General features: G+C 47.7%; 14 protein-coding genes and 1 tRNA gene. 4 read left to right on the top strand and 11 right to left on the bottom strand.

From position 1 onward, the window contains the following. Positions 1–94: 94 nt before the first annotated feature. Together rpoD and SHD_RS08555 are read left to right on the top strand one after the other, a co-directional pair. The gene (rpoD, locus tag SHD_RS08560) at positions 95–1945 is read left to right on the top strand and encodes an RNA polymerase sigma factor RpoD (RefSeq protein ID WP_023266743.1); all 1851 of its coding nucleotides are present in this window, start codon (positions 95–97) and stop codon (positions 1943–1945) included. A gap of 290 nt (positions 1946–2235) precedes the next feature. Beyond that, positions 2236–2312, top strand: a tRNA-Ile gene (locus tag SHD_RS08555). A gap of 337 nt (positions 2313–2649) precedes the next feature. Here the strand turns inward: SHD_RS08555 and SHD_RS08550 are convergent. Then, positions 2650–4770, bottom strand: a complete 2121-nt coding sequence (locus tag SHD_RS08550) for a methyl-accepting chemotaxis protein (RefSeq protein ID WP_023266741.1) — start codon at positions 4768–4770, stop codon at positions 2650–2652. Between the two features lie 415 nt (positions 4771–5185). Between SHD_RS08550 and SHD_RS08545 the strand changes: the two genes are divergently transcribed. Together SHD_RS08545 and SHD_RS08540 are read left to right on the top strand one after the other, a co-directional pair. Continuing rightward, positions 5186–6736, top strand: a complete 1551-nt coding sequence (locus tag SHD_RS08545; RefSeq protein WP_023266740.1) for a peptide MFS transporter — start codon at positions 5186–5188, stop codon at positions 6734–6736. Between the two features lie 364 nt (positions 6737–7100). Then, positions 7101–8150: an LLM class flavin-dependent oxidoreductase gene (locus SHD_RS08540; protein WP_023266739.1), complete on the top strand. Its 1050-nt coding sequence runs from the start codon at positions 7101–7103 to the stop codon at positions 8148–8150. Positions 8151–8202: 52 nt separating this feature from the next. On the opposite strand, the gene gabT is transcribed toward SHD_RS08540, so the two are convergent. From gabT to SHD_RS08490, 10 genes are all read right to left on the bottom strand, one after another. Then, positions 8203–9480 (bottom strand): 4-aminobutyrate--2-oxoglutarate transaminase, encoded by a 1278-nt coding sequence (gene gabT, locus SHD_RS08535; RefSeq protein WP_023266738.1) that lies wholly within the window; start codon positions 9478–9480, stop codon positions 8203–8205. 101 nt (positions 9481–9581) lie between these two features. After that, on the bottom strand, positions 9582–11030 hold the full coding sequence (gene gabD, locus SHD_RS08530; RefSeq protein ID WP_023266737.1) for an NADP-dependent succinate-semialdehyde dehydrogenase: 1449 nt from the start codon (positions 11028–11030) through the stop codon (positions 9582–9584). Positions 11031–11086: 56 nt separating this feature from the next. Beyond that, positions 11087–12373 carry an NAD(P)/FAD-dependent oxidoreductase gene (locus SHD_RS08525; protein ID WP_023266736.1) on the bottom strand — a complete coding sequence of 429 codons (1287 nt, stop codon included), beginning with the start codon at positions 12371–12373 and terminating at the stop codon, positions 11087–11089. A 280-nt stretch (positions 12374–12653) separates the two neighbouring features. Next, on the bottom strand, positions 12654–13469 hold the full coding sequence (locus tag SHD_RS08520) for an ABC transporter permease subunit (protein WP_011623664.1): 816 nt from the start codon (positions 13467–13469) through the stop codon (positions 12654–12656). Then, positions 13466–14371 carry an ABC transporter permease subunit gene (locus tag SHD_RS08515; protein ID WP_023266735.1) on the bottom strand — a complete coding sequence of 302 codons (906 nt, stop codon included), beginning with the start codon at positions 14369–14371 and terminating at the stop codon, positions 13466–13468. Before SHD_RS08515 ends, SHD_RS08520 begins: the two co-directional genes overlap by 4 nt. Then, positions 14368–15504, bottom strand: a complete 1137-nt coding sequence (gene potA / locus SHD_RS08510; protein ID WP_023266734.1) for a polyamine ABC transporter ATP-binding protein — start codon at positions 15502–15504, stop codon at positions 14368–14370. The genes SHD_RS08515 and potA overlap by 4 nt, the downstream gene beginning before the upstream one ends. A 161-nt stretch (positions 15505–15665) precedes the next feature. After that, on the bottom strand, positions 15666–16766 hold the full coding sequence (locus tag SHD_RS08505; RefSeq protein ID WP_039977920.1) for a polyamine ABC transporter substrate-binding protein: 1101 nt from the start codon (positions 16764–16766) through the stop codon (positions 15666–15668). Between the two features lie 616 nt (positions 16767–17382). Next, positions 17383–18738 carry a glutamine synthetase family protein gene (locus tag SHD_RS08500; protein ID WP_023266732.1) on the bottom strand — a complete coding sequence of 452 codons (1356 nt, stop codon included), beginning with the start codon at positions 18736–18738 and terminating at the stop codon, positions 17383–17385. Position 18739: 1 nt separating this feature from the next. Beyond that, complete coding sequence (locus SHD_RS08495) at positions 18740–19501, bottom strand: gamma-glutamyl-gamma-aminobutyrate hydrolase family protein (RefSeq protein ID WP_023266731.1); 762 nt, start codon at positions 19499–19501, stop codon at positions 18740–18742. Positions 19502–19877: 376 nt separating this feature from the next. Continuing rightward, complete coding sequence (locus tag SHD_RS08490) at positions 19878–20426, bottom strand: cupin domain-containing protein (protein WP_039977919.1); 549 nt, start codon at positions 20424–20426, stop codon at positions 19878–19880. Positions 20427–20530 lie beyond the last annotated feature (104 nt).

The following is a 20530-nucleotide window of genomic DNA, read 5'->3' as shown; positions in this document are numbered from 1 at the left end:
GTAAGTGCACATGGCTATAATTGACGATTTGCGCGGCACTTAGCACAAGCTAACTGTCCGTCGTTGTAACAGTTTCCCAACTTGGATGATATCTATGGATCATACTCCGCAGTCGCAACTCAAGCTGTTGCTTGCCAAAGGTAAAGAGCAAGGTTACTTAACCTATGCAGAAGTGAACGATCACTTACCTGCAGACATGGTCGATTCTGACCAGATCGAAGATATTATCCAGATGATAAATGACATGGGTATTCGGGTGTTCGAAGAAGCACCAGATGCCGATGACATGATGATGTCGGAAGACAACACAGACGAAGATGCAGCGGAAGAAGCCGCAGCCGCCCTTGCTACTGTAGAAAGTGAGCTAGGCCGCACCACAGACCCAGTGCGTATGTACATGCGCGAAATGGGTACCGTTGAACTGCTCACCCGTGAAGGCGAAATCGTTATCGCCAAACGCATCGAAGAAGGCATCAACACAGTTCAAAGCTCTGTCGCCGAATACCCACAAGCGATCGCCATGATCCTTGAGCAGTACGACCAATACGAAGCCGACGAACTGCGCCTGTCTGATATTATCTCTGGATTTGTTAACCCGGACGAAGAAGACCTAGGTCCAACCGCGACCCATATCGGTTCTGAATTATCGGAAGAAGATCTCGATGATGAAGATGACGATGAAGACGACGAAGATGAAGACGGTGATGGCGAAGGCGATGACGATGGCAACAAGGGTCCCGATCCTGAAGAAGCGCGTGAACGCTTTAGCCAATTAAGAACCGCCTACGAAAATGCGCTAAAAATCATCGATGCTAAAGGTCGTGAACATCCTGAGTCGATTCAAGCTCTGTTTGAAATCGGCGAGATTTTCAAAGAGTTCCGCCTCGTACCTAAGCAATTCGACCGCTTAGTTAAGGGCATGCGCTCTATGATGGACCGCGTGCGCGTTCAAGAGCGTCTACTGATGAAGCTCTGTGTCGAGCAGGCTAAAATGCCGAAGAAGAACTTTGTTAAATTCTTCACCGGTAACGAAACCAATCTCGATTGGTTCGACGCAGAAAAGAACTCAAACAAGCCTTATGCCGAAGGCTTAAGAATGGTTGAAGAAGACGTTCAGCGTTGCCGTAGCAAGCTGGCCGCCATCGAAGAAGAAACCGGCTTAGTCATTGCCGCCATTAAAGACATCAACCGTCGTATGTCAATCGGTGAAGCCAAGGCTCGCCGTGCGAAGAAAGAAATGGTTGAGGCAAACTTACGTCTGGTAATTTCTATCGCGAAGAAATACACCAACCGTGGTCTGCAATTCTTGGATCTTATCCAAGAAGGTAACATCGGTCTGATGAAGGCTGTAGATAAGTTCGAATACCGTCGTGGTTACAAGTTCTCGACCTATGCGACTTGGTGGATCCGTCAGGCAATCACCCGCTCAATCGCGGACCAAGCCCGTACGATCCGTATTCCAGTACATATGATCGAAACCATCAACAAGCTGAACCGTATCTCTCGCCAAATGCTGCAGGAAATGGGTCGTGAGCCCTCACCTGAAGAACTGGCAGAGCGTATGATGATGCCGGAAGATAAGATCCGTAAGGTACTGAAAATCGCTAAAGAACCTATCTCCATGGAAACCCCAATCGGTGACGATGAAGATTCGCATTTAGGTGATTTTATCGAGGATACCACCCTCGAATTACCACTGGACAGCGCCACCAGCGAAAGCCTGAAGAGCGCCACCCATGAGGTATTAGCAGGCTTAACGGCCCGTGAAGCGAAAGTACTGCGTATGCGTTTTGGTATCGATATGAATACCGACCACACGCTGGAAGAAGTGGGCAAACAATTTGACGTAACCCGTGAGCGTATCCGTCAAATCGAGGCGAAAGCCCTGCGTAAACTGCGCCATCCTTCACGTTCGGAAATCTTAAAGTCCTTCTTAGACGAATAGTCAACCGAAGCATCGATTCTAAGCCCCGCCTCGCGGGGCTTTTTATTGCCCCCATTAACATTTCCTAAAATATCCCCTGAATAACTATTGCCAAGCTCTCTTTCAAAATCAAATGGTTAAAAATTTCTTTCCCATTCAGACGATATGAAGCCCAGAAGAAAAAACCACAGTTGATTAACAGATAACCACTTGAATCAATTCGGTGAATTTCATCAAAAAACACGGGTGACAAGCGCAAACAAGCTTAGTATACTGCCACTCGCTTTAGGTAATGACGATTGCCTTTAGTCGGCCCCTTAGCTCAGTTGGTTAGAGCACACGACTCATAATCGTTAGGTCCACGGTTCAAGTCCGTGAGGGGCCACCAAATTCCGATAAGGCGTAGCAGGTTAATCACCGCTACGCCTTTTTCATTTAACGGAATTCACTATGTCGATTGATGGTCTTCGATACTGTCGATGGATAGGCAATCCCCCCAGCAGACATTAATACGCCAGCTTATTCCCACAATTTTGCTGTATAACCCAAAAAATCTAGCTAGCTTGCCCTTCATCTATACCGCAACGGAATTCTTTGTAATTAACATAGTGAGTTAATGACTATAGGGTTAAAGAGATTGATTTAGTGGAATGAAATTGACATTAAAATAGGCGCCGACATTTAATCGGCGCCTATTACATTCTTTAACAATCGACTGTTGGTTATTAGGTTTTTAGCTTACCTAATTGCTGATGTTGTTGCTTAACAAGGTCTGCAAGAACAGCGCTACTTTGCTGTGCTTCACCAGCAAGACGTGCAAGTTCAGATGCTGAGTCGGAAATACCCGTAATATTCCGATTAACTTCTTCTGTCACGGCACTTTGTTCCTCTGCCGCAGCGGCGATATGGGTCACTTGCGCCGAGATCTCTTCAATTTGACTCACCATAGAGTTAAGTGATGTCAGTGCTTGTTCCGTTTGTGATACCGCCATTTGTGCACGTTCAGCACCTTTATCAATAATGCCTGAGGCGCTGTGTACTTCTTTTTGGAGCGCATCAATTAACACGCTAATATCATCCGTTGAACTTTGGGTTTTAGAGGCGAGTGCCCTCACCTCATCCGCTACCACGGCAAACCCCCGACCTTGCTCACCGGCACGAGCAGCCTCAATCGCAGCGTTTAGGGCAAGTAAGTTTGTTTGCGCGGCAATCGAGCTAATCACCTCGAGAATACGGCTGATATTCGTGCTACTTTCAGCCACTTTGCTCACCGCCACTTTCGCTTGCATTGACTCCTGCGACATGGTGGTCACATAGTCCATCGCTTTCGTTAGACTCTCTTCACTCAAGCGAATATTACGCGACATGGCTTCGGTTTCTGATGCCGTTTGCTCAGAAGCTTTTGCCACTTCCAACGCTGTTGCACTCATCTCATTAACGGCAGTGACTACACTTTCAATTTCGCCGTACTGACGATGGACGCTGTCGCGGGTTAATTCCGCAATTTGCGCAGAAGAGAGACTTTCTTCCTGCGTTTGACCAGCAAGCGCTTTCAACTCTGAGATTAAATCTTTTAGTTTATGGATAAAGGAGTTAAAGCCTTTACCTAACGCAATAAGCTCAGCATGTGCGTCCACTTCTATGGATTGAGTTAAGTCGCCATCAGCACTTGCTAAATTCTCAACGCGTCCTTGGATCACTTTAAGCGGAGCGATTACACTGCGGATCACAATGCTAATGGTTACAACGGCAAGTATCGAAACCGCTAATCCTACAATCAACAAGATGCTGCCAAGGGATGTTGCCATTTCATCCATTTTGTCATTCAGCTCAATAGAGCTCTTAAGCGCCATGGATTTAGGCACTTGTATTGCTAACGACCACTCGGCTTTAGCTAAGGGAATATTGATGGGATAGGCTACGATAATTTCATTATCGTTCTCCATGTAACCGCCATTTTTGTGTAATCCGATTATCTGTGAGGCGAGCTTAGGATCAATAGATTCTGCCAACGGGCGGGCTTTTTTACTGTAATGACTCGCAGCAACCACTAAACCTCGAGTGCTCAGCAAGGTGACTTTTGCTTGACCGTCGTAAAGGCTTTTCGACAGTTTATCAATTAACACTTGGAATACTGGCAAGTTGAGATCCACCCCAACTACACCAATAAATTGTTTATGCTTTAGTACAGGAACCGTCAACGATGTCATTAACGCTGTGTTGCCGGGAGTAATTTCGTAGAGATAGGGTTCCATCAAGCAGGGTTTAAGCGTTTCCTTGGCACACAGGTACCACTCAGCATCTCGGATACCAAATTCATTGAGTGTTGTTAAATATTTTTCAGCAGAATCATCAACTTGGTTATGCTCAACCGTGCCGTCATCGTTGCGAGTGTAGTACACTTCCAATGCCCCCGAGGAAGCAACGCTGTGGCTCACATTCACGTTTAAAAATTCGCTATCTAAGCCATCGTAACCGTTAGCGTCAAACTGAGCATACATTGATGAAACTTGCGTGTTTTTCTTTAATACCGCCGCCACCGCCAGCTCCAAACGGTCACGTTTGAGTGGTAATTCTTCAGCGGTGCTTTCAAGTATGCCGGCAAAAGAATATGGGATTCGATAGGCTTCATTGATAAATCCCGCCACCATTTCACCATACTCACCTGCCCGCGCTTCAAGCTTATCGTGGGTCTCGGTTTGTAATGTTTCCTGCACCTGATGGGAAAGTTCAGCATTTTGCTCCGAAAGGGTCCACCATAGGCTGATGGAAAGAATCGCGACAATGGATAGAAATAAGGCGGAAGTGATCCACAACAACTTAGTACTGATGGACAAATGCTTCATCGAGTAAACTCCAAATAGAAGGTCAAGAGCCTAATAATTTTGATCTAGTTCATTTTTATTTTTGCTGACTAATTTAAAAAATAGCACTCTGCGTCGGGATTACCAGTCTTTAAGATAGTGAATTGTTAACTATAAGTAAAACTTTTCACTGACAGATTCAGGCCAATTGCGACCTTTATCCCAATAGGCGGTAATTTGATATTTATCCCAAATCGCTGAACGCAAACATGACCAAACTCACAAACCGTAAGGATTAGCGAGCCGCACTTTTTTTACAAAAATTAATTCCAGATTAAAAACACCCATTTCATTTGTAACAAAGTCTATTCTTTGGCGTTGTGGCATTGGTTTGAACGGACTATCACCTTATACTCTTGTCCCTAAACACAAAACAACAATAACGGAAGCAAGCTTTATGACTCTTGGTACCAATCAGGTAAGCAAGACACATTCGTTTATGACAGTGTCACTTATCGAATTGTGGGAACGTTTTGGTTATTACGGCATGCAGGCGCTGATCGTGTACTTTATGGTGCAGCGTCTTGGCTTTGATGACTCCCGTGCAAACTTAGTTTGGAGTGCCTGTGCGGCGCTGATTTACGTGTCGCCGGCCATCGGCGGTTGGGTTGGGGATAAAATTCTCGGCACCAAACGCACTATGCTGCTCGGAGCAGGGATTTTGTCGGTAGGTTATGCATTGATGACAGTGCCGACCGAAAACACTTGGTTTATGTTCTCCGCCCTTGGGGTAATTGTGGTCGGTAACGGCCTATTTAAACCCAATGCTGGTAACTTAGTCCGTAAGATTTACGAAGGTGACGATTCTAAAATCGACAGCGCCTTTACCATTTACTACATGGCGGTAAACGTAGGTTCAACCTTCTCTATGCTGTTAACGCCTTGGATTAAGGACTATGTTAACGCGCAATACGGTAACGAATTTGGCTGGCATGCCGCCTTTGCCGTGTGCTGTGTGGGCTTAATCGTCGGCTTAGGTAACTATGCCCTGATGCACAAGAGTCTCGCCAATTATGGTTCTGAGCCAGATACTCGCCCAGTCAACAAGAAGAATCTTGCTATCGTGTTGGTATTAGCGGCGCTTTCCGTTGTTGCTTCAGCCATTATTCTTGAATATGAAGATGTAGCCCGAGTATTCGTGTATGCCGCGGGTGTGGCGGTATTAGGGATTTTCTTCCACTTAATTCGTACCAGTGAGCCAAGTGAGCGTGCCGGCCTTATCGCAGCGCTAATCCTCACTGTGCAAACCGTTTTCTTCTTTATCTTCTATCAACAAATGTCGACCTCACTGGCCCTGTTTGCGCTGCGTAATGTCGATTGGGATTTCCAAGTCTTTGGTACCCATTTGTGGACTTGGTCCCCTGCACAGTTCCAAGCACTGAACCCCATCTGGATCATGGTGTTAAGCCCAGTTCTGGCTTGGAGTTATTCATGGGCTGGCCGCAATAATAAGGACTTTTCGATTGCCGCAAAGTTCGCCTTAGGTTTTGCGGTTGTCGCGATTGGCTTCTTTATCTACGGTTTTGCAGGCCAATTTGCCGTTGAAGGTAAAACCTCTTCTTGGGTGATGATTTGGGGTTACGCCTCTTACTCACTCGGCGAACTGCTGGTGAGTGGTCTTGGTTTAGCCATGATCGCCCGCTATGTCCCCGCTCGCATGGGCGGCTTTATGATGGGCGCGTATTTCGTGGCATCGGGTATTTCCCAGTACTTGGGCGGCGTTGTAGCTAACTTTGCTAGCGTGCCACAGGACTTAGTCGACCCACTGCAAACGCTGCCCGTTTATACCAATCTATTCAATAAATTAGGTATTGCGGCCGTGGTCTGTACTTTTATCGCCTTAGCCGTATTACCTCTGATGCGCCGTTTGACCGAAAGTCATCACGCCCATAACAACATTGAAGATAACGCGGCGGCCTCACTACGTGATGTGAAAGCCGAGCAATAATCCTCCCACTCACATACATGTGAGCGCTAAAAACTGCCGACAAGCCGCGCTTGCGGCAGTTTTTTTATACCTTTAGGTTACAGCTCAGCACCAAACAATCTGAACTTTCTGTGGTGATTTTTCATGCATCGGCTTGGGATAAGGCTTTCGCCCTGTTTGCAAAACTAAGATGTTCGGTTCCAATTTTAGGGTGGTGTTAAGTTCAAGCATTAAGCTTGTTTATCATTGATACGACACCATATCCTAGGGTAAGACTCCATCAGCACTGACTGAGCAATCGCTTTAGCGTCCACCACATTCATCCGAGGGAGACAGGATAAAGCAGCTGCCACAGAGCTGACTCACGCAAAGAGGCGCTTAATTTATGGCTACATCATCGACTTCGACATCTGCCGCCCCATCGCAGGCTGTGACTAAATCTCCCCTAGCGGATACTCCCTTTTCACTCTTAGAGCTCGCCCCTGTACGCCAAGGCGCGAGCATCGGAGACACGCTGCGCGCCAGCCTACAATACGCTAAGGTGGCCGATGAGTTAGGTTTTAACCGATTCTGGTTTGCCGAGCACCACAATATGCCCGGTATCGCCAGCGCCGCGACATCGGTATTAATTGGCTATATTGCCGAGAATACTAAACGCATTCGCGTCGGCGCGGGTGGGATTATGCTGCCCAATCATGCGCCCTTAGTGGTTGCCGAGCAGTTTGGTACGCTCGAGAGTCTTTATCCGGGGCGTATCGATTTAGGGCTTGGCCGCGCCCCTGGGAGCGATCAAATCACCAGCCGCGCCCTTAACCGCGATATGAGTCGCGCGGAGCAATTTCCCGCCGAGGTGAGCGAGTTACAAACCTTACTCGGCGACTACAATGGCCATCATCCCGTAAGAGCGATTCCCGGCGAAGGCACCCATGTGCCGATTTGGCTACTTGGCTCTAGCCTCTTTAGCGCCCAGCTTGCAGCCCAGCGCGGCTTACCCTATGTCTTTGCAGGGCATTTTGCGCCAAGGTTCCTCTATGATGCGATAGAGATTTACCGCCGCGACTTTAAGCCATCTAAGGTGTTGGATAAGCCCTATGTCATGCTTGGCCTGCCACTTATCGCCGCCGAGACAGACGCCGAAGCCGAATACTTAAGCACCACCTCCAAGCAACGGGTGCTTGCGCTGATCCGTGGTGAACCGCTTTGGTTAAAACCGCCCGTGGACAGCATGGATGGCCTGTGGAGCGAGCAGGAAAAAACCTATGTCGATAACTTCTTAGGCTTATCCGTCACAGGTGGCCCCACCACCATTAAGCACCGCTTAGAGATGATAGTGAAGGAGCTAGGTGTCGATGAATTTATCTTTACTAACGATTTGTATGATCAGCAAAAACGCGAACGTGCACTGCAAATCCTAATGGAAATTAAAGGCACTTAAGCGTTAAACCACGCCATAAAAAATCCCGCCTAAGCGGGATTTTTTATCTCTGTTAACCTTTTAACACGGCATCGAAACTGGCCTTAAGAATGCCCAGCCCCGCAGCAAGCTGCTCGTCTGGTACTGTCAATGGCACCAATATACGCAGCACGTTACCGTAGGTGCCGCAGGAGAGGAGGATCAAACCTCGGTTTCTTGCCTCAGCTAAAATTTGGGCACAGTACTGAGGCGCGGGTTTGCCCTCTTCCATCAATTCAATAGCGATCATCGCCCCTAGACCACGCACATCAGCAATTTGTGGATGTTCAACCTGCATAGTATTTAGCGCCGACTTAATCCGCTCGCCAATTGCATTGGCACGTTCAAGCAGCTTTTCCTCTTCAAACACTTCGAGTACGGCGAGCGCCGCCGCACAGGCCAGCGGATTACCACCGTAGGTGCCGCCAAGGCCACCGGGACCGATGGCATCCATGACTTCCGCTTTACCCGTAATACCCGATAGTGGGAAGCCACCAGCAATAGATTTCGCAAAGGTGGTGATATCGGCGCTCACGCCCATTTGCTCCATCGCGAAGAAGGTTCCAGTGCGACCCGCACCCGTTTGCACTTCATCGGCGATCAGCATAATGCCTTCACGGTCGCAAAGCGCACGTAAACGTTGCATAAAGGCTGGCGATGCGGCATAGAATCCGCCCTCACCCTGCACAGGCTCGAGGATGATGGCCGCGATATCGCTCGGCTCGGCATCATTTTTAAAGATGCGTTCGATAGAGGCCATCGCATCATCATCGGATACGCCGTGCAGCGCACAGGGAAACTCGGCGCGGAACACATTGGCCGACATTAATCCCATGCCTTTACTGTAAGGCGCGACCTTTCCCGTTAATGCGAGCGCCGCCATAGTGCGACCATGGTAACCCGAGGTAAAGGCAATCACACCCGCCCGCTTAGTGTATGCACGAGCAACTTTAACCGCGTTTTCAACGGCTTCTGAGCCGCTGGTGAATAAGGCCGTTTTCTTAGCAAAATCACCCGGCACTAACTGATTCAGTTTTTCACAGACTTGAATATAACTTTCATAGCCAAGCACCATAAAACAGGTGTGGGAGAAGTCCTCAAGCTGCGCCGCAACGGCTGCCTTAACCTTAGGATGTAAATGCCCAGTGTTAAGCACTGCAATACCACCCGCAAAGTCAATAAACTCTCGACCTTCAACATCCCACACGGTCGCGTTTTCGGCGCGAGCGGTAAAAACAGGATGAATTTGACCAACACCGCCTGCGACGGCGGCTTGGCGACGTGCCATCAATGAATCATTGGTTGTGCTCATTTAGTATTCCTTGCTCGCATGCCTAACTTGGCTATACAAAATGTCGATAACAATGCCTATGCCCAAAGGGCTACCACTGGCGGTCTATTCCAAACTGATGCTTAAACAGACATACAGATATATTTGATTTCTAAATATTCTTCGATGCCGTACTTAGAGCCTTCACGGCCGAGCCCTGAGGATTTCATTCCGCCAAACGGCGCGACTTCGGTGGAAATCAACCCAGTGTTGACGCCCACCATGCCGTATTCCAATGCCTCGGCCACTTTCCATACGAGTGAAATATCACGGCCATAAAAATAAGCCGCTAAGCCAAACTCGGTATCATTGGCTTGTTTAATCACATCGTCCACATCGGTAAACTTAAACAGCGGCGCCAGTGGGCCAAAGGTTTCTTCACGGGCGACACGCATACTGCTATCAACATGTGTCAGTACCGTGGGTTCGAAGAAGTTGCCACCTAAGCTATGGGGCTTACCGCCCGCAACCACAGTCGCCCCTTTACTGAGCGCATCCTCGAGATGGCTCTGGACTTTTTCGACCGCCGCGCGATTGATAAGCGGTCCAGTAGTTACGCCCTCACCAATGCCCTCACCCACCTTTAATTTACCCACGGCAATACTGAGCTTGCGGGCAAATTCGTCATAGACGCCCGCCTGAACATAAATGCGGTTAGCGCAGACACAGGTTTGCCCCGCATTGCGATACTTAGCGATCATGGCGCCTTCGACCGCCGCATCAATATTGGCATCGTCGAATACGATAAATGGCGCGTTACCGCCTAATTCTAAAGATAATTTCTTCAGTGTCGGCGCGCATTGTTCCATCAACTTAATGCCCACTTGGGTCGAGCCGGTGAAAGACAACTTACGCACGACTGGATTGCTACACATCTCATTACCAATGCCGATGGCATCGCCAGTGATCACGCTGAATACCCCAGCGGGGATCCCAGCGCGCTCGGCAAGCACGGCCAAGGCTAATGCGGTAAAAGGCGTTTGCGGGGCAGGTTTCACCACCATAGTACAACCGGCAGCCAGTGCTGGCGCGGCTTTACGAGTGATCATCGCCGCAGGGAAGTTCCAGGGAGTAATGGCCGCAGTCACGCCCACGGGCTGCTTGATCACCATGATACGTTTATCGCCCTGATGCCCAGGAATCGTATCGCCATAGACGCGTTTTGCTTCTTCGGCGAACCATTCGATAAAGGAGGCGGCGTAGGTGACTTCACCCTTAGCTTCGGCAAGGGGTTTGCCCTGCTCAGTGGTCATCATTAACGCTAAGTCATCACTGTTTTCATTGAGTAATTCAAACCAGCGACGCAGCTTGGCACCACGCTCTTTTGCAGTAAGTGCTCGCCATGCGGGCAATGCCTCTTCGGCTGCCGCAATCGCCGCTTGAGTTTCGGCTTGCCCCATCACAGGGACACTGGCGATCACCGCGCCCGTCGCAGGATTGGCGATAGCGACGGTTTCTTTTGACTGTGCATCGCACCACTTACCATTGATATAACATTGCTGACGCAGCAGACTCGGGTCTTTTAACAACACAGGAAATTCCTCTCGCTGCGAGGTAATGCCTTACCTCGTATAAAAAATTAAATAAATTAGATACCTAATTTATCTCTTAGACTGTAATACCATGCCCCCAGCGCACTAAAAGGCACACGTAAGGCGTGACCGCCAGGGAAGGGATAATGGGGCAGCGCCGCAAAAGCATCGAAACGCGTAGCCTGACCATTGAGCATTTCGGCGATTAACTTGCCTGCCAAGTGGGTATAAGTGACGCCATGGCCACTACAACCCTGTGAATAATAGATATTTTTACCAATACGGCCGACCTGTGGTAAACGCGATAAGGTCAATAAAAAGTTACCCGTCCAGGCGTAATCAACCTTAACCCCTTTTAACTGCGGGAAGGTTTTGAGCATATTCGGGATAATCAGAGATTCGATATCCGCGGGATCGCGGGCACCATACACTACACCACCGCCGTAGATCAGGCGCTTATCGCCAGACAGCCTAAAATAATCGAGCAGATAGTTACAATCTTCGACGCAGTAGTCTTGAGGTAACAGGCTTGCTGCCAGCTCTTCGTCTAAGGGTTCAGTGGTGATCACTTGGGTACCGCAGGGCATAGACTTGGCTTGCAATTCAGGCATGAGTTTACCGAGGTAAGCGTTACCCGCCACCACCACAAACTTAGCTTTTACGCTGCCCTTAGCGGTGTGTACCACAGGGCTATCGCCTTCGTCGACCTGCAAAACCGCTGAGTCTTCAAAAATTTTTCCACCGAGGGATTCTACCGCGCGGGCTTCACCCAAGGCTAAATTCAGCGGGTGAATATGGCCGCCGCTCTTATCCAACATACCGCCGACATAGCGCTCAGTATTTACCACAGAACGAATGCTGTTTGCATCGAGCAGCTCAAGTTTGCCCACGTGACCATGGCTTTCCCATAACTGCTTTTGATGGCGTAAATGACCCATTTGCTTTTCGTTCATCGCCGCAAATACGCCGCCATCCTTTAGATCGCAGTCAATATTGTACTTAGCGATACGTTCACGGATGATGCGTCCGCCCTCGAAGGCCATTTGACCGAAAAGCTTGGCTTGTTCTTTGCCGACGGTTTTTTCAATGGTATCAATGTCACGGCTATAGCTGTTGACGATCTGTCCGCCATTACGCCCCGATGCTCCCCAGCCAATCCGCGCCGCTTCGAGCACCACCACACTAAAGCCAGATTCGAGTAAATGCAGTGCGGCAGAAAGGCCTGTGTATCCAGCGCCAATCACACAAACATCGGCTTCAATCGATTCCTGTAAACGCGCGCGCTCAACCTTATCGTTGGCAGATGCCGCATAATATGATCCAGTGTGAGGTATGGCAGACATGATGTTCCCTTGATTTTTATGTTCATTATTTTAAACAACTATCACATCCTACACCTTCATATCGGGAAACACTAGCCATAAAAGCACAATAATTTACACAATGTTTGATATTTCAAACAAAATATCCTTCATGCCTTAAACAGATTTGAAATTGAATGTGGAGGTACAAATAAGAAGACTTGGAGGGCAGAGAGAAGGATGGCCTTGGCAATCAGGCCATCCTTTTGTCGCTAAGCACTTTTGACTAGGTGCTTACCACTAATAACTGCATCCTAGCGTATTAGTTCAGCGGCATACGCTCACGTTTTTCGGCGCGTCTTGCCATGTACCAAGACAGGAAGGCGATTAACGACACACATAGAATGATAAGTGTTGCCAAGGCGTTGATCTTAGGCGATACACCCAAGCGCACCGAGGAGAACACCACCATAGGTAAGGTAGTTGCACCTGGGCCTGAGGCAAAGCTTGCGATCACTAAGTCATCGAGTGACAGACTAAAGGATAACAACCAACCCGCCACTAATGCCGGTGAAATCATGGGCACAGTGATCAGGAAGAAGGTCTTAAGCGGCGTTGCGCCTAAATCCATTGCCGCCTCTTCGATTGACATGTCTAACTCACGCAATCTTGACGACACTACCACAGCCACATAGGCCGCGCAGAAGGTCGAGTGGGCAATCCAAACTGTCACCATGCCACGCTCTTTCGGCCAACCTAAGAGATCCGCCATATGCACAAACAGCAGCAGCAAGGACAGCCCCGTGATCACCTCTGGCATAACCAAAGGCGCAGTGATCATGTTCGACAAAGTGAGCTTGGCCCAGGAGCGCTTAAACCGCGTCATCACAAAGGCGGCCATAGTGCCGATAATCACCGCCATGGTTGAGCTGTAAAAGGCAATCCGAAGGCTGGTCCAAACCGCATCGAGAATCTGCTGATCGGCAAATAACTCGCCGTACCATTTAGGTGAAAACCCGCCCCACACAGTTACTAACTTAGATTCGTTAAACGAATAAATTACTAGGATCAGCATAGGCGCGTACAAGAAGAACAAGCCGAACCACAGCATCACCGAAGAAAAACTCAGCTTTTTCATAGGTCTTTCTCCAAACTACGTGCCTGATAGCGATGGAATAAGGTAATAGGAATAATCAAGAGTGCCAGCATCACAATCGCCAGTGATGAGGCCACTGGCCAGTCACGGTTATTGAAGAATTCCTGCCACAGTACTTTACCTATCATCAGAGAATCTGGGCCGCCAAGCAGCTCAGGGATCACAAACTCCCCTACCGCCGGAATAAATACCAACATAGAACCTGCAATCACTCCGCTCTTCGATAATGGGAAAGTGATTTTCCAGAAGGTATTTAAACGGCTCGACCCTAAGTCAGATGCGGCCTCAATCAAGCTCATATCTAACTTCACTAAGGTCGCGTACAGCGGCAAAATCATAAAGGGCAAATAGGCATAGATAATCCCGATATAGACGGCGATATTGGTGTTAAGGATTTGCAATGGTTCAGAAATGATTCCTAACCACATCAATGTGTTATTGATAATCCCCGTATTGCTCAAGATCCCCATCCAGGCATAAACGCGGATTAAGAACGAGGTCCAAGAAGGTAGCATCACCAATAGCAGCAGCACGGTTTGCAACCTTGCTGGCGCACGGGCAATGGCATAGGCCATGGGATAACCAATGATCAAACAGCCAATGGTCGAAATGAGCGCCATTTTTAATGAGCTGAGATACGCGGTGTAATACAGCGAATCATCTAGCAACATCAAATAGTTACCTAAATGCAGGAAGATGTTTAATACATCATCCGCATATTGGAAGGTCGCCTCATAGGGTGGAATCGAAATCGCCGCCGTCGAAAAACTGATCTTAAGAACAATGGCAAAGGGCAAGGCGAAGAACAACAACAACCAAGCGTAGGGGAAGCTAATCGTCCAGAAACGTCCCTTAAGCCATTTTAGTTTTGACTTTATCTTCATGATCTTAACACCACGCCACTGGTGTCCTCCCAGCTGATGAACACTTCATCATCCCATGTCGCATGGTCGGCACGGCGTTCACGGTTGGTCATACTGCATTGCACTATTTGGCCGTTTTCGAGGCGAATGTAATACACAGAAATGCCACCTAAGTAGGCGATGTCATGCACTATGCCCTTGGCCCAGTTGTACTCGCCCTCAGGTTGCTCACGGCTGATAATGGTTTTTTCGGGACGTACCGCTAACCACACATGCTTTTCTTCAGCACTGGTCGTTACCCCGTAACCCACATAGAAAGACTGAGCTAAATCATTGGGTTTAATGATAAGGTGGTCGACTTCGTCCACTTCAATCTCGCCGCCAAAGAGATTCACTGAACCGATAAATTCGGCAATCATGCGGCTGTTGGGACTCTCGTAAATGTCCATAGGTGAGCCGGTTTGGGCAATCCAACCGTCACTCATAATCGAAATTCGGCCCGCCATGGTCATAGCTTCTTCCTGATCATGGGTCACCATTACACAGGTCACGCCAACACGCTCAAGAATTTCAACTACTTCTAACTGCATTTGAGTGCGCAGCTTTTTATCTAGCGCGCCCATCGGCTCATCGAGCAGTAATAATTTAGGACGTTTCGCGAGGGAGCGAGCTAACGCCACCCGTTGGCGCTGCCCACCGGAAAGCTGATGTGGTTTACGTTTACCATATTGCTCCATATGCACCAGCTTGAGCATTTCTTGCACCCTTTGCTCAATTTCCGCTTTAGGCAATTTATCTTGCTTTAAACCGAAGGCGATATTTTGTGCGACCGTCATATGGGGGAAGAGCGCATAGGATTGGAACATCATATTGATAGGACGTTCGTAGGGAGGAAGATCGGTAATATCTTCGCCATCCAGATAAATCCTACCGGTAGTGGGTCTTTCAAATCCTGCGAGCATACGTAGCAAGGTTGATTTACCCGAGCCAGAGCCCCCAAGCAAAGCAAAAATCTCACCCTTATTAATAGTCAATGATACGTCGTCAACCGCGCGTACATCGTCGAATAATTTACTGACCCGCTCAATCTTAAGCAGGACTTTTTCTTGCGTCTTTGTAGTGGGTTTATTGGTGACGCCCAGAGTGCTTGCCATAGTACTTCTCCACCCGAGTGTTGAGACAGGAGTGCCTTCAAAACTTAGGATTTACACAATGAATTAATGAATAGAGGTTAAATCTGTCGGCTTATTTTTAACGGCGTATAGCCAGTTGTTTGTACTATCAAATGGGGCAAGCAAAGCTTGCCCCACCTCGATTATTGGCCAGACTTCACTTTGGTCCAGACGCGGGTTAATACGCGTTGGATTTTCAATGGACGGATTTCGCCAATATACAATTTATCTAGCACTTCTTTTGGTGGATAAATCGCAGGGTCATTGCGAATCGCTTCATCAACTAAAGGCTGTGCTGGGTCGTTAGGGTTAGCATAAGCCACATAGTTAGAGATAGGCGCAATCACTTCAGGGCGAAGTAAGTAGTTGATAAGTTTGTGAGCATTTTCCACGTTAGCCGCATCCGCAGGGATAGCTAACATATCGAACCACAGGTTCGCGCCCTCTTTCGGGATGGAGTAACCAATCTTGTTACCGTTACCCGCTTCATCGGCACGGGCCGCAGCTTGGAATACGTCACCAGAGAAACCATATGCCACACAGATATCGCCGTTCGCAAGATCAGAGATATAGCGTGATGAGTGGAAATAAGTCACGTAAGGACGGATTTTTTCGAGTAATTCACCGGCTTTTTCATAGTCTTCGGCTTTCGTGCTGTTAGGGTTAAGACCTAAGTAGATCATCGCCTGTGGCACCATATCATCTGCCGAATCCAGCATAGCAAAGCCACACTTAGAGATTTTTTCAGCATATTTTGGGTTAAAGATCAGCTCCATAGAATCAAACGGTGCATCTTCACCTACTGCGGCTTTCACTTTATCGATGTTATAACCGATACCATTGGTCCCCCATAGATAAGGCACGGCATATTGGTTACCCGGATCAGCCTTCTCTAACTGTTTCATTAGATCAGCGTTGAGGTTTTTAAAGTTAGTGAGTTTAGAGCGATCAAGCGGCTTAAATGCGCCAGCCTTAATTTGTTTAGCAAGGAAATGGTTAGATGGAACCACGATGTCGTAACCGCTGCGGCCAGACAGTAACTTGGCTTCCAGCACTTCGTTACTATCAAACACATCGTAAATCACCCGAATGCCCGTTTCTTTCTTGAAGTTTTCTAAGGTATCTTCCGCGATATAATCAGACCAGTTATATACGCGCACTACTTCTTCAGCTTGGGCTGCAACGCTTGCGAGGGCGCCCGCGGTTACTAAAGCCAAAGTCGTCATCTTATTAAATAGCTTCATGCTTTCTCCTTTCTCGGGTAGCAGAATTGCCTTTAACAATTCTGAAATTGTGTCACCGACCATCTGCTCGGTTATTGTTGTTATTCTCGACCAATGCTACACCTTAAAAACCGCATCGGCAGTCTCTACAGCACCATAATGCCTTCATCTCTAGGTGGCTGCAATTGAGGGGAGTATCAGATTTCATGCCAAATTTGCCGATTTCTACACTTGCATTAACAAGCATAAAAATAGACTAGATATTTGTACGCCCTACATCTTGCAACATTAAGACAAATGCCTCAAGCCCCTAGAAAAACCGCTGAAACCATCTCAGTAAAACTCTTTTTAACCTTAACTTACAGTGTGTTATAAAATGCTTATTTTAAGCAATTTGATGCATTCGCTCATTACCAACAAAATCATCACAGTCTTTGATTCCTTGAATGGAATGTTAAGGAGCAATGACTTTGTAATAAAGTCCACACCAAGATTAAAACCTAAAATAACTCTGCACCAAAGTTAAGCAAACTAACCAAGATGGTGCAGAGAATTTTTAGTGATTGTTCAAATAGTCACGCTATCTGGACTTAAAATCCGTTAATCGCCTGACAGATTTGAACAAAAACAGTGCAAATTACACACTGAGTAACAGGAACTCCCGCTCCCACGAACTCACAACACGGCGGAAATTTTCAAGCTCGGCCTGCTTAACCGCCACAAAGCCGGTGGTGAAGGCTTCACCTAAATATTCCTTACAGGCATCACTCTCTTCCATCGCAGCCAATGCCTCTTCTAAGGTTAATGGCAGGCAATGTGGATTGTTGCTACGGCTTTCGTTCGATTTACCCTGCACTGGCGTCGAAGGCTTTAACCCTTCAACCATGCCGATGTAGCCACAGAGTAAGCTCGCTGCGATAGCTAAATAGCAGTTAGCATCCGCTCCCGGAATACGGTTTTCGATGCGGCGATTTTGCGGTGAAGACTCAGGAATACGCAGACCGCAGGTTCTGTTCTCAACCCCCCATTCCAAGTTAACTGGCGCAGAAGTGCCAGGTAAGAAACGACGGAACGAGTTGGCGTTTGGCGCCATCAAGGGCAGGAGTTCAGGAATAAACTTTTGTAAGCCTGCAATGTAACTTAAGAATAACGAGCTTTGGGTACCATCTTCATTAGTAAAGATATTTTTACCCGTCTCTTTATTAATGACGCTTTGATGAATGTGCATAGCACTGCCTGGCTCATCAGTTACAGGTTTTGCCATAAAGGTAGCACACACATCATGCTTTAATGCCGCCTCACGCAGGGTTCGTTTAAATACAAATACCTGATCTGCAAGTGATAACGGGTTACCGTGGCTAAAGTTAATCTCCATTTGCGCTGGGCCGTCTTCGTGGATCAGCGTATCGATATCTAAACCTTGCAGCTCGCACCAGTCATACATGTCTTCAAAAAGCGGATCGTATTCGTTGGCTGCATCAATCGAGAAAGACTGACGCCCCGCTTCTGGCCTGCCTGAACGACCAATAGGTGGCTTAAGGGGTAAATCGTGGTCATCGCTACGGCTGGTCAGATAAAACTCCATCTCAGGCGCAATCACAGGCTCCCAGCCTTTTTGCTCGTATAACGAAAGCACTTTCTTCAACACATTACGCGGCGATAATTCAATCGGATTACCCATTCTGTCGTAGCAATCGTGGATCACTTGCGCCGTCGCTTCAATGGTCCAAGGCAGCATAAACACCGCATTTTCATCGGGGACACAGACAAAATCGATATCCGCATCGTCGAGCAAACTGTAATAAATATCATCGTCGACAAAGTCACCGGTCACGGTTTGCAGCAACACGCTTTCGGGTAAGCGCATGCCTTTTTCGTCGAGGAACTTATCCACTGGGGCAATTTTTCCGCGGGCGATACCTGTCATATCGCTGATAACACATTCGACTTCTGTGATTTTTCGTTCTTTTAAAAAAGCGATTAGCTTATTCATTTTATTTCACTCGAGTTGTAGCCCTACGACGGCACGCATCACCAAAAGCATTGAATATAGAAAGGAAAAATGGATTTTCACTTACCTTCCATTCAGGATGCCATTGCACACCGAGAGCGAATTCATTTGCGTCTATAACGGAGAAGGCCTCCACTAGACCGTCTGGAGCATAAGCTTCTGGCCGCAACCCAATCCCAAGGCGCTCCACGCCCTGAGTATGTACAGAGTTTACCTCTGCCGAGTTACGGCCCCAGGCCTCGTAAATGACCCCCCCAGGCTCCACAGTGATACTGTGGGATGGCCCATATTGCACCTCTAATGAGGCCTCTTTATCTTCTCTGTGTTCAATAAAACCACCCACTTCGTGTAACTTCTGGTGCAAACTGCCACCAAAAGCCACGTTCATCTCTTGAAAGCCACGACAAATCCCAAGCACAGGCACACCCGCCGCAATCGCTGCACGGATAAGCGGTAAGGTGGTCGCATCGCGTTTGGGATCATGATGAGTACCGGCTTCACTCGGTTTACCCGCATACAGATGGGGTTCAACATTCGAAGGCGAGCCAGTAAAAAGAATGCCATCAAGACGGGCCAGAATCGCCGCTATAGGTTGTTCAGCACCTAATGAGGGGATCACTAAGGGCCAGCCCTTAGCACCATTCACGACACCTAAGAGGTATTTTTCGCCAACGATATTAAAGGGATGCGCTCCCAATTGTTGATTACACGCAATAACACCAATAAGGGGCAACTCGACAGACATAACTCACCTTCACCTTGAATGACTGCATAATGAACATGTTAAGTTTTAATGTTCATTTTTTCACACAGTACACCGAATTTTAACCTCAAGCAAGAGGTTAAACACTTGTTAATGAGGCTTTAGGCTTAAGAAGTAATTTTGAGAGTTAATACAGGATATTAGGAGGGATAGAGCAGTTTTAACGGGATAGGCCCACGATAAACCCAATCGATTGAACAAAAATAAGACAAGACTTAAGTCAGATAACCCAACTCAATTTGAATAAAATTATTTACACTTTGGGCAATATATTGCAATCCAAAGCCGGCTTTGAATGAGATCAATGTTGAGAAAATTCAGAGATAGCGCCCCCTAATCTAGGGCAGCGCTGTACTGATTAGAAGTTTGCAGGAGTTGTTGCACTGACCAGTCGACAGGGTTCATCGAAAGGGTTACGAAATCTATGGGGTAACTCACTGTTAAAGTAGTAACTATCACCCGCTTCTAAGATATATACCTCATCACCAACGGTCAGTTCGAATTTGCCTTCGATCACCATGGCCGCCTCTTCACCTTCGTGTTTCAGCATTTCCTCGCCCGTGTCCGAACCCGGCGGATAGGTTTCACTCATCACCGACATGGCACGATTGGGAAAGTCGCGGCCAATTAACTTAAATTCTAAAGGCCCAGTACCTATATCGAGGAGTTCATCGGAGCGGTAAACTACTTTTTGCTCGCTCTCAATCGAGGCTTCAATTGAGAAAAAATCCACTAAAGACATAGGGATACCCGACAATACTTTTTTCAAAGAACTGACGGATGGGCTAACACTGTTTTTTTCGATCATTGAAATCGTACTGTTAGTCACACCAGCACGCTTAGCCAGCTCACGCTGGGATAAGCCTTTCATTTTTCGAACAGTTCTGAGACTGGCTCCAATATCCAAATTTCACATCTCCCCAAAGGATCGGTCATCCCGATAGATGAAGAACAGGTTGTTCAGGATAAACACCATCCTAAACACATTTTAGCCCCAAAGCGTGAGTTTAC

Origin of the sequence: Shewanella decolorationis S12 (assembly GCF_000485795.1) — a bacterium.
In the GTDB taxonomy this organism is placed as follows: Bacteria; Pseudomonadota; Gammaproteobacteria; order Enterobacterales; family Shewanellaceae; genus Shewanella; species Shewanella decolorationis.
This window is presented reverse-complemented; position numbering and strand designations above follow the sequence as displayed.